The sequence below is a fragment of the Ensifer sp. KUDG1 genome (assembly GCF_050434285.1).
GTDB lineage: Bacteria > Pseudomonadota > Alphaproteobacteria > Rhizobiales > Rhizobiaceae > Ensifer.
On sequence record NZ_JBNDIG010000002.1, the window covers coordinates 395774 to 408001 of the forward strand.

A 12228-nucleotide genomic window follows, 5' to 3' on the forward strand; every position below is an offset into this window, starting at 1 on the left:
TCCGCCGGCGCCGTTTTCGGCCGGCGGGATGGGGGCCAAGCATGATCTGCGCCCGGGGCGAAACGATCGCCCGCGGCAGGCTTCGCGCGTGGCGACGTTGCTTTATCTCCCGAACGGCGCATACTGCCGCCATCGCTGGGCAGTGATACGGGCCCCGGCGGCTGGAAGATCATTGCGCTTTCGCCCCAGTTCAGGAGGTCGCGCGATGTATTCCACGGCCCACGCACAGGCGCTTCTCCCACACGACATGAACAGAATAGAGCAGGTTTTCGCAGAGATCCTGCTCGAGCGCGGACTTTCGCGCGACTGCGTGATGGCGGAGGCAATCGCAAGACGCATCTTCAGTTGCTACCAGCGCGGCATCCGCGAGAGCGGTGCCCTCAAATACATGATCGGTTTAGACCTGCGGTCGGCGACGCAAACGGATGCCGGCACGCCCGTCCATGGCAGCCAGGAGGTTTCAATGCAGGAGATTGCACGCGAACCGGACAGTCAGATCGGCCCTGACGATCTTGACATGTTGCAGCGCACCTTCGACCGCGTCTGCATCTGGTGCAGCATCCCGCGCTACGGCAAGCGCGCCGACCGGCTGGCCCGCCACATCACCGGCCAGTTCCGTCGCGGCGTTTCCGACGAGCGGGTGCTATTTGAAAACGCCATGTGGCTGGAGCAGCAGGCCGATCCAAGGCGGTACCGCGCCGACAACTGATGCAACCCGCATCTACATCTCGAAAAACCGCTCCGGCATCAGGTTCCGGTAGGGGAACATGTGGAAATAGGGTCGCGCCTCGGCGAGCACGCGGCGCACGGACGCGCGTTCGAGCAGCCGCTCGAAATAGGCCGAAAGATGCGGATGTGCCCCATCGAAGGGCTCGACGATGCCGCCATAAAAGAGCGCCGGCGTGGCGGCGCAATCGGCAAGGCTGAAGGCATCGCCGGCGGCGAAAGCATGCGTGGCGAAGTGCTTGTCGGCCATGCCGTAGGCCAGAGCCAGTGCTGCGCGGGCATCGGCAACGCCGCGGGTGTCGTTTTCGCCCGGGGCGCGCAGCGTATCGGTGACGATCTTCTGCATCGGCACGTGGATGTAATTGTCGAAGAAGCGATCCCAGAGCCGGACTTTCAAGGCCGTGTCGGGATCATCGGGGATCAGCCGCTGGCGGCCCGGATAGTGGCGGTCGAGATAGTCGATGATGATCGACGTCTCCGGCATCACCACGTCGCGGGCGCTGTCGGTCAAGACCGGCATCTTGCCGACCGGCCACAGCGCCGCGAAGCGGGCCGCTTCTTCCGGGTCGAGCAGGTCGACCAGGCTGCTTCTGAACGGGGTCTCGTTTTCGTAAAGCGCGATCAGCACCTTGTGGCAGAAGGAAGCGAGCGGGTGCTGGTAAAGCGTGAGGGACATGCGCGTAGTCTCCAGTGCCGAAGGGACGCTTGCGGATCGGTCGTCAGGTCTTTACGGGCCCGTTTATGGCAAAACCGGTCCTGTTTTGCAATCGGTTTTCGAGGGGTGAGGACCAAAATATCGGCAGCAGCGGCGCAAACCGGCGACGCCCGCGCCGGATCCGGATCGTTTTTTGACGGACGCCATGCTGATGGATTCCAAGCGGTTAGCGCCGGAAACGGGGGCAGAAGCGCAAAGACTTGCCGCCATCGTGCCCGGCGACCATTGAAAGCGCAAAAGCTGCCCTAGAATTAATAGAACAAGGGCGTCGCAACGCTCGGCGCCCGTCGTCATCGCGACAGGGGAGGATTGCCGATGCGCTGCTTCACGGTACTAGGGCCCTCGCAGACCGGAAAAACCACGCTGGTAGACAAGCTGGCCGGTCTGGAGGGGGCCTCTCGAAAAGCCGCTTCACCCTATGGATTGAACCTCACGGAATTCGAATTTGGCAATGAGCCCTGGTGCGCGCTCGACGCACCCGGCGGCACCGAGGCGCTGGGCCACGCGCAGCACGCGCTGATCGCCAGCGACGCCTGCGTGCTGTGCGTTTCGCCGGTGCCGGAGGAGGCGGTGCTGGCCGCGCCCTACCTGAAGGCGATCGAGGCGTCGGGCACGCCCTGCATTCTCTTCATCAACCGCATGGACGAGCCGCAGGGGCGACTGCGCGACGTGATAGCTGCGCTTCAGGATTATTCCGGCCACATGCTGCTCCTGCGCCAGGTGCCCATCCGCGAGGGCGACAAGATCGTCGGCACCTGCGACCTGATCTCCGAACGCGCCTGGCGATACCGCGAGGGGCAGACCTCGGCGCTGATCGAAATCCCCGACACGGTGATGGATCGGGAAAAGGAGGCGCGAGCCGAGCTGCTCGAACATTTCTCGGAATTCGACGACTGGCTGCTCGAAGAGCTGATCGAGGACCGGGCGCCTGCCAACGACACGATCTACGCGATCTCCACGCGGCTCCTGAAGGAAAACCGCATCATTCCGGTGCTGGTGGGTGCTGCAAGCCACGCCAACGGCATCCTGCGGCTGATGAAGGCGCTGCGCCACGAGGCGCCTCAGGTCGACGCGCTTCGAAAGCGACTGGCTGAGGCCGGACCGATAGCCGAGACGGCGCTTTCGGCCGTCAGCTTCCACGCCTATCACAAGGCGAATGTCGGCAAGACCGTGCTGGTCAGGGCGCTGACCGCAGGCATCAAGCAGGGCGCGACGCTTGGCGGCGGCAGCCTCGGCTCGCTGCAGGACCCAGCGACCGGCAAGCCGCTGCCCAACGCCACGCCGGAGGCGGGCGCAATCTTTGCCGCCGTCAAGGCCGACCATCTGCCGGTGCCGGCGCTTCTTGCCGCCAACACCAGTGCCGAGGCGCCGGACTGGACGGCGCCGCCGACGCCGATGCTAGTGCGCATATTGGTGCCCGACAGTGAGCGCGACGAGACCAAGCTTTCGGGCACGCTCGCCAAGCTCGCCGAGACCGACCGCGCGCTTGTGGTCATGCAGGAAGAAGGCAGCGGTGCGCAGCTCGTCTGCGTGCAGGGACCGATGCACCTGCGCGATCTCTGCAAGACGCTCGCCGACGTCTTCCATGTCGGCGTCACCGACCGGCCGCCGAGCCCGACCTATCGCGAGACCGTGCTGAAACCGTCGGATGTGCACTACCGCCACCGCAAGCAGACCGGTGGGGCCGGGCAGTTTGCCGACGTCAAGCTCAGCGTGCACCCGAATGAGCGCGGCGCCGGTTTCTCCTTCGCCGAGACGGTGAAGGGCGGGGCGGTGCCGCGCAACTTCATCCCGGCGATCGAGGCCGGCGCGCGCGAAGCGATGGAGAAGGGGCCGCTCGGCTTTCAAGTGATCGATGTCGGCGTGACCCTGACCGACGGCCAGCACCATGCGGTCGACAGCAACGACTTCGCCTTCCGCGCAGCCGCCAAGATGGGCGTGCGCCAGGCGCTGTCGCAGGCGTCTGCGGTTCTGATGCAGCCGGTCATCCGCGTCGAGATCCACATCCCGTCGATCTATTCCGGCAGCCTGGTGCCGATCGTCTCCACCTACAAGGGCCAGGTGCTCGGCTTCGACCGTGACGAGACCGCCAAGGGCTGGGACATCTTTCGCGCCCTGGTGCCGGGATCGGCGCTCGACGATCTCGCCCGGACGCTAAGGGCGGCGACGCAAGGGATCGGCTACTTCTCCAAGAGCTTCGACCATTTCGAGGAGCTCTACGGCAAGGAGGCGGATGCGGTGATCCACGCGCATGGGGCGCCGCAGGCGGGGTGAGGCGTATCGTTTGATGCTTGTGTCGGTCTGTCAGACTATCGTGGCAGCCGCAGAACTTATCGACGGGCACAATCCGCTTAACGCTCTGCATGGTGCTCTGAGGACTTCATTGCGAGCGCGATGAGGAATGTCTCTCCAATGCTCAGGCAGTACGGTTCGTTCTAAGTGACCTTATTGAGAGAATTGCGCGGTTGATTGCCGCTCGCGTTCCTCGATCTCGGCGATCAGCCAGTTGAGGAAGGCCTTGGTCACCGGCTTGGTGCGTAGCAGTTCCTCCTGGCAGACGAACTGGTAGGTTTCGGCCGGTTCGTAGAAATGGTCGTGGGCGAGGTGGATCTGGCCGGATTTGAACTCGTGTTCCGCCATGGTGCGGTCGATCAGCGCCACGCCCTGGCCCTCCTTCACGGCTTCGAGGATGATGTGCTGGTCGTCGAAGATCAGGTCCTGGCGGCTGCGCGGCAGCGCCAGGCCCGAAGAGGCGATCCAGCTTTGCCATTCCTGAAGGCCGCGATAATGCAGCCGGTTGCCGGACAGCAGCGCCTGCCTGTCTTCCTGCCAGAGGTCGCGGCCGCAGACCGGCACCAGGCGTTCGCGCAAGAGCTTGCGGGTGAAGCGACCGGCCGGCGGCTGCAGGCAGTAGGCGATGGTGACATCGGCCGGGCCGGTGCCGGCGGTGATGGTTTCGAGGTGGGAGAGGTGGATCTGCACACCGGGATTGGCGGTGAGGAACTCCGAGATGCGCGGCGCGATCACCTTCATCGAAAAGAACGGCCCCACCCGGACCCGCAGGATCTTGTCGCTCGTGCGTGGGCGGATGTGCTGGACGACGCCTTCGAGATCGTCGAAGGCGCGCTGGCAGGAGGCGTAGAGCAGCCCGCCCTCCGGCGTCAGTTCGACACCGTGCTGCTTCCTCACGAAAACCCGAAGGCCGAGATTGAGCTCCAGGTTGCGGATCTGGTGGCTGATCGCGCCCTGGCCGATGCAGAGCTCGTCGGCCGCTGCCGTCAAGCTGCCGTTGCGCGCGGCCGCCTCGAAGGCGCGCAGGGATTTGAGGCTCGGCAGATCACGCATCCGCTTCTCCGGGTCTGGGTCGCCGGCAGCCTAGCATGAATTTTTTCGATGTCTGGAATGATTTCTTTCACATTGCGAAGGACGGCCGTCTTGCGCATTGTCGAAGCATAATAAAGCAAAACGAAAACTGAAATCGACCGAAAACACAGGCAGTTCCGCGCATGAGGGCATGTCGGGTGCGACCCGAATGACGCTGCGGATGAGGCTGCCTGCCCGGTCGAAGGGAAGGACAGAGGGAGCGAGATGATAAAGAAGTTCATGACCATGTCTGCGCTTGCGGCGCTGCTTGCGGCCGGCACAGCCAAGGCCGAGACACTGGCGATCGGCACCGAGGGCGACTACGCGCCGTTCAACTATGTAACCGCCGCCGGCGAGATCAAAGGCTTCGACTACGATATCGGCCAGGCCGTCTGCGCCGAGATCAAGGCGGATTGCGTCTGGAGCACCAACGAATGGGCGGGCATCATTCCCGCACTTCAGGCCAAGAAGTTCGACGTGATGATCGCCTCGATGGCGATCAACCCGGATCGCAAGACGCAGGTCGACTTCACCACCCCTTACTATTTCAACGCCATGCGCTTCGTCGCCCGCAAGGATCTCGGCCTCAAGGACATTTCGCCCGAGGCGCTGAAGGGCAAGGTGATCGGCACGCAGTCCGGCTCTGTCGCGGTCGAAGCGCTGCAGCAGTTCTTCCCCGATAGCGAAGTGAAGCTCTATCCGACGATGAGCGAAGTGTTTCTCGACATGGAAAATGGCCGGCTGGACCTGATCCTCGAAGGGCAGATGGCCTTTACCGAGTGGCTTGCCAAGGAAGAAAGCGGTTGCTGCGCCTTTGTCGGCGAAAGCTTCGTGCTGGATACCGCCGAGGGCAACGCCATGGCGGTGCGCAAGGGCGACGCGGCGCTGCTCGCCAAGCTCAATGCCGGCCTGAAGACGATCATGGAAAACGGCACCTACGACAAGATCCGCAAGCAGTATTTCGACTTCGACATCATGGCGAAGCCGAAGACCACGAGCGAGTATTTCCGCTGAGGGTGACGCGCGCCCGCTGAGGTTTGCGGTCGCGCTCGCCGAGGTTTGTGGTTCTGCCCTTCATCCGGCCTGCCGGCCACCTTCTCCCCGCGCGCGGGGAGAAGGAACGGTGCGGCGCTCGCTCGCCCGAATCTGACACGTTTGCGGCTTTCTCCGGTGGGACGTGGCCGAGGTGATCGGTAGATGGCTCGCTCTCGTTCCCTCTCCCCGCTTGCGGGGAGAGGGTTAGGGTGAGGGGCAGCCTCCCTCCAAAGATGCGTGAGGGGCAGCCTCCCTATCGAGATGTGTGAAGGGCGGTCTCCCTCTCAAGATATGTATGAGGGGCGGTCTCCTCCTCAAGATGAGTAAGGGGCGATGCCGAACCTAAGGGGCAGCCCAGTCACACAGAATTCGCCTGCCGGCGTATCGCGCGGCCGGCGGACAGGCGCGGCGCCGGGGTTTCGCGTTTTCCCCGGCGCCCGTCTCCTTCTCCAATCCGAAAATGAAAGTGCATGCGATGAGCTTCAGGGTCGCCGTTCTCGAATTCAACCAGGAAACCAATACGTTTTCGAAGCTCAAGACCGGGTTTCGGGATTTCGAGGCGTGCCACTATTTCGTCGGGGCCGAGATCGAGAGCCATTGCCGCGGCACCAATTCGGAGATCGGCGGCTTCATTGACTGCTGCGATCGCTATGGTTGGCAGCCGGTCTATACGGTGGCGGCGCGGGCCGAGCCCGGCGGCAGGATCGAGGAAGCGATGCGGCAGCGCTTCGTCGCCGATCTGACAAGCGCGCTTGATGGCGAAAAGCTCGACGGCGTGTTCATCGTCTTTCATGGCGCCATGTGCACGCAGACGGCCGACGACGCGCAGGTCCAGCTTCTGGAGGTCGTGCGCGGCCTCGTCGGGGCGGACCTGCCTATTGCCGCGACCTTCGACCTGCACGCCAATTCCGCACCCGAGATGGCAGGGCTGCTCGATATCGCCGTCTCCTTTCGCACCTATCCGCATGTTGACATGGCCGAATGCGCCCACAAGGCAGGCGGGCTCTTGAACCGCGCCATGCGCGGCGAAATCCGCCCGGCGCTTGCCATCCGCCAGCCGCCGATGCTGAACGGCTGCAATGACGGGCGCACGACGCATGCCTGCGCCATGACCGAGCTGCTCGAGATTGCCGACGGGATCGCGGCCCGCGACGGCATGCTCGCGACCTCGATCAATGCCGGCTTCTACGATGCCGATATCTTCAACACCGGCCCTTCGGCCGTCATCTGCTACGACCTCAAGCGGGTGGCGCCCGAAGACGCGGAAGCGGAGGCCGAGAGGCTTTGCCGCGAGATCTGGGACCGGCGCGAGCATCAGGATGTGCAGCTGCCGCTCGACGCGCTGCCCGGCATCGTCGCCGCGCATTCAGCAAAGGATGGGGCCGGGCCGCTGGTGATCGCCGATTTCTCCGACAATCCCGGCTGCGGCGCCTACAGCGATTCCACCTGCGTGCTCGCCCGGCTGCTGGAGATCGGCGTCGGAAACGCGGCTTTCGGCGCGCTCTGCGATCCGGAAGTCGTGGCCGAGCTGATCGCCGCCGGCATCGGCGCGACACGCGAAGTGACGCTTGGCTGCAAGATCGATCCGCAAGTCGGCGGCGGGCCGATCGAGGTCAAGGGCAGGGTGGAGGCGATCTCGGACGGCAGGATCGTGTTCGAGGGGCCGATGTTCCAGGGCCTGCCGGCGACCATGGGGCCGAGCGTGCGCTTTCACGTCGAAGGCATCGACATCCTCATCTGCAGCGAGCGGCAGCAGATGCTCGACCGCAACCTCTTCCGCGCCGTCGGCATCGAGCCTTCCGATTACGGGATCGTCGTCGTCAAATCGCAGCAGCACTTCCGCGCCGCCTTCGGCCCGATCGCCTCCGAGATCGTCGAGATCGACGGCACTGGCCTCAGCAGCGCCAATATCGGCGCACGCAAATTCCAGCGCGTGCGGCGGCCGGTCTATCCGCTGGATCGGGGTGAATTCGGCTGAGGCGGGCTGCCGTTCATCGGCCCATGCGGCGCGGATGGTAACCGTTACGTACTTCCGCGCGCGAGGTCTCCGGAGCTAGCCTCCCCATCATGAAGGGGAGCGCAACTTCATGAGCTTCATCGATCTTTTCGCCTGGATCGTGCTGATCGTGCTCGTGGTGAGCACGGTCGCGGTTCTCATATTTCTCGCCATGCTGCCGGGCTCGATTGCGAGACGCCGCAACCATCCCTGGAGCGAGGCCGTCAATGTGGCCGGCTGGGTGACGCTGTTCCTCGGCTTCGCGCTGTGGCCGATCGCGCTCGTCTGGGCCTATGTGGACGTGCCGCGTCCAATCGGGCCGCATCCGGCTGCTGCCCCCGCCGGTGACGTTCATGCGAGCGAGGCGCGCCAGCCATGATCGTCTTTCTCTTCAACGTCTATCTGGCGATCCTCTTTCTTCTGGTGAAGCTCAGGATCGTCACTTTTAATCTCTTCTGGAAGGTGTCGCCGGCGATCGTGTTCCTGCTGCTGCTCGTCGGCCTGTTCATTCCGATGAACTGGGGCGCGCCGCAGGGCGAGGCGCTGGTGGTGCGCAATTCGGTCGCGATCGTGCCCGATGTCTCAGGCGAGGTGCTGGAGGTGCCGGTCGTTTCCAACGTTCCGCTCAAGGCCGGCGACGTGCTCTTCCGCATCGATCCCGTGCCCTACCAAGCGAAGGTGGATGCGCTGCAGGCACAGTTGTCGCTGCAGGAGCTCCGGCTTTCGCAGATGACGAAGCTGCAGTCGCGCGATGCGGCGACCGAATTCGACGTGCAGCAGCGCCAGGCGGAGGTCGACAATCTGAAGGCGCAGATCAGCAGCGCCGAATGGGACCTCGGCAAGACGACCGTGCGGGCGCCGGCCGATGGCTACGTGACCAACCTTGCTCTGCGCAAGGGCGCGCGCGTGACGACGCTGCCGCTGTCGCCGGCGATGGCCTTCATCGACACATCGGAAACGATCATCGGGGTCGAGATCAACCAGATCGACGCGCGCTACATCAAGCCCGGCCAGATGGTGGAGGCGACCTTCAAGTTTGCGCCCGGCGAGACCTACACCGGCAAGGTCGAAAGCGTGCTGCAGGCGATCGCCTCCGGGCAGGCGCGGGTGTCCGGCACGGCGGTGACGCCGGAGGCGCTTTCGGCCGCGCCGTTCATCGTCCGGGTGAAGCTCGACGACCAGGCCTTTGCCGCGCGGCTGCCGGCCGGCGCCACGGGCGATGCGGCGATCTTTACCGAGCGGGTGAAGGCGGCGCATGTGATCCGCCGGGTGCTCTTGCGCCAGATCGCGATCACCAACTACGTCAATCCGTTCTGATCCCGTTCTGATCCTTTGTCGTCCGCAGGTTTTTGCGCGTGGTTGTTCGGTGACCGTTTGGGACGTAGCATGGCGTCCGCAAACCGGCATCAGGACGGCGACAGATCATGACACTTTCCGCAATCCAGACGCCGCAGGTTCTGTTCACGAGCGCCGGACGGGCGTGGAAGGGGCTTGCCGCGGATTTCATCCATATTCCGCGTGGGCTGGTGCATGTGCCTGGCGGTGACATGCATCGGTTGGGAATGCATTTCGGCCCGCCGGTCAACGCCGATTGCCGCTGCGGCGGGCGGCGCATGCGACGGGTGCAGAAGCCGGGCGATATCGACATCGTGCCCGCCGGCGTCGATGGTTCCTGGGAGGACGATGCGGACTGTCGGATCCTCAGGCTGAGTTTCTCGCGCGCGCTGCTCGATGGCGTGGCGGCGGATCTCGGGCGGGAAAGCGTCGAGCTGCTGCCGCAGATGCAGGTGCGCGATATCAGGCTTGAGGCGATCGGCTGGGCGATCAAGGCGGATCTTGAAGCAGAGACGCCGTCCGATCCGCTCTATGTCGATCTTCTCGCCAATGCGCTTGCCGTCCGGCTGATCGAAAGCGCGACCGACGGCGCGCGGGTGCAAGGGCGCAGCGAACCCAAGCTCTCGGCGCGGCAGTTGCGGGTGCTGACCGAGTACATCGAGACCCATCTAGACCAGCGGCTTCATCTGGCCGATCTCTCCGCGGTCGCGGGCCTGAGTGCCACGCGGCTGAAGATCCTCTTTCGCAACAGCACCGGCATGCCGGTGCATCAATATGTCATCCGTCGGCGGGTGGAATTTGCCCGCGCGCTGATGACCACGACGAGCCTGCCGGCGAGCGAGATCGCGGTCGCCGCGGGCTTTGCCCATCAAAGCCATATGGCCTCGACCATGCGCCGGTTGCTCGGCGAGACGCCGGGCACAATCATGCGGCGCTCCGGCGAAATCTGACCGAAGCTGCAAAATCCTGGCGGAATCTGTGCGACCGGGTTCCGCGTGATCCCTATGCCTTGCCCGTCTTCAGCAAGGAAAAAGATCATGTTCGTCATTCTCGGAGCGGCCGGAAAGGTCGGGACATCAACGGCGTCGGCCCTGCGCGCGGAGGGGCTGCCGGTGCGGGCAGTGCTGCGTGATCCGGCAAAGGCCGGTCCATTGCAGGCGATCGGCTGCGACGTCGCCTTTGCCGATTTGCGTGACACGGCAGCGCTCGGGGCGGCTCTGGCGGAAGCCGAGGCCGTGCAGATCATCCTGCCGCCGCCGCTCAAGGCCGAGGATGCCCGAGCAGAAATGCGTGCGCTCACCGAGAGCATGGCCGAGGCGCTGGCCCGGGCGCGGCCGAAACGGGTGCTGGCGATCTCCGACTATGGCGCCCATGTGCCCGAGGATATCGGCATGCCCACCGTCTTCCGTCTCTTCGAGGAGCGGCTTCGCCGGCTCGACATGCCCAAGATCTTCCTGCGATCGGCCGAGCATATGGAAGGCTGGGCGCGCAGCATCCCGGCGGCGATCGCGACCGGTGCCCTTCCGAGCCTGCATCATCCGGTGGAGCGGACCTTTGCCGCCGTTTCGACCGGAGACGTGGGGCGCATGGCTGCGGACGTGCTCCGCCGCCCGGTCGCGGAAACGTCGGAGCAGATCGTGCATATCGAGGGGCCGCGCCGCTACAGCGCCAGCGACGTGGCCGTGGCCTTGAGCCAGTTGCTCGGGCGTACGATCACGGCCCAGGCGGTGCCGCGCGGCGTGTGGCAGGAGGCGCTGGAACGGGCCTTGAGCGCAAGCACCGCCCGGCTTCTGGTCGATCTCTACGACGCCCACAACAAGGGCGATCTGATCGACGTCGAGCCGGGCGGCGAGGTTCGGTACGGAACGACCGGATTGGTCGAGGCTCTGCGGCCCTTCGTGCCGGCCTGATGGGTTTCAAGGCTTCGAACTGACGCAATTCCGGCGGAAAACCGTTTCACACTTTTCCTGGAATTGCTTGGCTAGACGATGCAATTCCGCACGGAAAACCGCTGTGCACTTTTCCTGGAATTGCTTAGCCGGCTACCGGCAGCGGCGCCTCCGGGTTGACGAGGCCGGCTGCGCGCAGGTCCCGCCAGAAGTCGGCCGGCACGGTCTCGTTAAGGGCGGCGCGGTCTTCGGCGATGCGGGAAGGCTGGCTGGCGCCCGGGATGACGGCGGCGACCGCGGGGTTGGCGAGCGAGAACTGCAGGCCGGCCGCCTTCATCGAGATGCCATGACGGTCGGCGATCGCCTTGATGCGCGCGACCTTGTCGAGGATGGCGGGCGTCGCCGGGGCATATTCGAAGTTCGGGCCGCCGACGAGCGCGCCGGAGCTGTAGGGGCCGCCGACGACGATGCCGAGGCCGCGCTTGGTGACTTCGGGCATGACGCGCTGCAGCGCCCGGTCATGGTCCAGGAGCGTGTAGCGGCCAGCAAGCAGGAAGCCATCGGGGCGGGGGCCTTCGAGCGCCAGCAGCAGTTCGATCGGCTCGACACGGTTGACGCCGAGCCCCCAAGCCTTAATCACGCCCTCGTCGCGTAACTTGTCGAGTGCTTTGAAGGCGCCCTTGCGCGCGGTCTCGAAGACGTCGAGCCATTCGTCGCCGTAGAAATCCTGGGCGACGTCGTGGACGAAGGCGATCTCGATCCGGTCCGTCTTCAGGCGCTTGAGGCTGTCTTCGATCGAGCGCAGCGTCGCGTCATGGGTGTAGTCGTTGACGATCTTGTTGGGGCGGCCGTAGCGGAAGACGTCGCCCTTCTCGCCGAGGTCGCGGGCGCTGACATCCTCGATCTCGTCGAGGATCACCCGGCCGACCTTGGTGCTGATGACGTATTCGTCACGCGGGCGTCCGGCGAGCGCCTCGCCCATGCGGATCTCGGCAAGGCCGGCGCCGTAGAAGGGGGCGTTGTCGAAATAGCGGATGCCGTCGTTCCAGGCGGCCTCGACGGTGCCGAGCGCTTCCTGTTCGGGGATTTCGCGGAACATGTTGCCGAGCGGGGCTGCGCCGAAGCCGAGCTTGCCGGGCAGAATATCCTTGAGTGTCATGTGTCCTGTC

At 64.8% G+C, this 12228-nt stretch carries 11 protein-coding genes; 8 read left to right on the forward strand and 3 right to left on the reverse strand.

The window, feature by feature from the left end:
* Window positions 1–205: 205 nt before the first annotated feature.
* Window positions 206–709, forward strand: coding sequence for a hypothetical protein (locus M2267_RS07405; protein ID WP_429113631.1), 504 nt, complete (start codon window positions 206–208; stop codon window positions 707–709).
* Window positions 710–721: 12 nt separating this feature from the next.
* Here M2267_RS07405 and M2267_RS07410 read toward each other — a convergent pair whose 3' ends face one another.
* Complete coding sequence (locus M2267_RS07410; protein WP_429113633.1) at window positions 722–1402, reverse strand: glutathione S-transferase family protein; 681 nt, start codon at window positions 1400–1402, stop codon at window positions 722–724.
* Between the two features lie 354 nt (window positions 1403–1756).
* Here M2267_RS07410 and M2267_RS07415 point away from each other — a divergent pair, with 354 nt between their 5' ends.
* Window positions 1757–3715: an elongation factor G gene (locus M2267_RS07415; protein WP_429113635.1), complete on the forward strand. Its 1959-nt coding sequence runs from the start codon at window positions 1757–1759 to the stop codon at window positions 3713–3715.
* Window positions 3716–3886: 171 nt separating this feature from the next.
* Here the strand turns inward: M2267_RS07415 and M2267_RS07420 are convergent, their stop codons facing one another.
* Window positions 3887–4786: a LysR family transcriptional regulator gene (locus M2267_RS07420; RefSeq protein WP_429113638.1), complete on the reverse strand. Its 900-nt coding sequence runs from the start codon at window positions 4784–4786 to the stop codon at window positions 3887–3889.
* A gap of 258 nt (window positions 4787–5044) precedes the next feature.
* Here M2267_RS07420 and M2267_RS07425 point away from each other — a divergent pair, with 258 nt between their 5' ends.
* The 6 genes from M2267_RS07425 to M2267_RS07450 all read left to right on the forward strand — a co-directional run bounded on the left by M2267_RS07425 (window position 5045) and on the right by M2267_RS07450 (window position 11080).
* Window positions 5045–5818, forward strand: coding sequence for a transporter substrate-binding domain-containing protein (locus M2267_RS07425; protein ID WP_429113639.1), 774 nt, complete (start codon window positions 5045–5047; stop codon window positions 5816–5818).
* 496 nt (window positions 5819–6314) lie between these two features.
* Entirely contained in the window at window positions 6315–7817 is a 1503-nt protein-coding gene (locus tag M2267_RS07430) for a M81 family metallopeptidase (RefSeq protein ID WP_429113641.1), read from the forward strand.
* 109 nt (window positions 7818–7926) lie between these two features.
* Complete coding sequence (locus M2267_RS07435; protein ID WP_429113643.1) at window positions 7927–8214, forward strand: DUF3302 domain-containing protein; 288 nt, start codon at window positions 7927–7929, stop codon at window positions 8212–8214.
* On the forward strand, window positions 8211–9152 hold the full coding sequence (locus M2267_RS07440) for an HlyD family secretion protein (protein WP_043619589.1): 942 nt from the start codon (window positions 8211–8213) through the stop codon (window positions 9150–9152). Before M2267_RS07435 ends, M2267_RS07440 begins: the two co-directional genes overlap by 4 nt.
* Before the next feature lie 107 nt (window positions 9153–9259).
* The gene (locus tag M2267_RS07445) at window positions 9260–10120 is read left to right on the forward strand and encodes a helix-turn-helix transcriptional regulator (protein ID WP_429113645.1); all 861 of its coding nucleotides are present in this window, start codon (window positions 9260–9262) and stop codon (window positions 10118–10120) included.
* A gap of 87 nt (window positions 10121–10207) precedes the next feature.
* Entirely contained in the window at window positions 10208–11080 is an 873-nt protein-coding gene (locus M2267_RS07450) for an NAD(P)H-binding protein (protein ID WP_429113647.1), read from the forward strand.
* Window positions 11081–11204: 124 nt separating this feature from the next.
* Here M2267_RS07450 and M2267_RS07455 read toward each other — a convergent pair whose 3' ends face one another.
* Window positions 11205–12218 carry an aldo/keto reductase gene (locus M2267_RS07455; protein WP_429113649.1) on the reverse strand — a complete coding sequence of 338 codons (1014 nt, stop codon included), beginning with the start codon at window positions 12216–12218 and terminating at the stop codon, window positions 11205–11207.
* Between the last annotated feature and the right edge of the window lie 10 nt (window positions 12219–12228).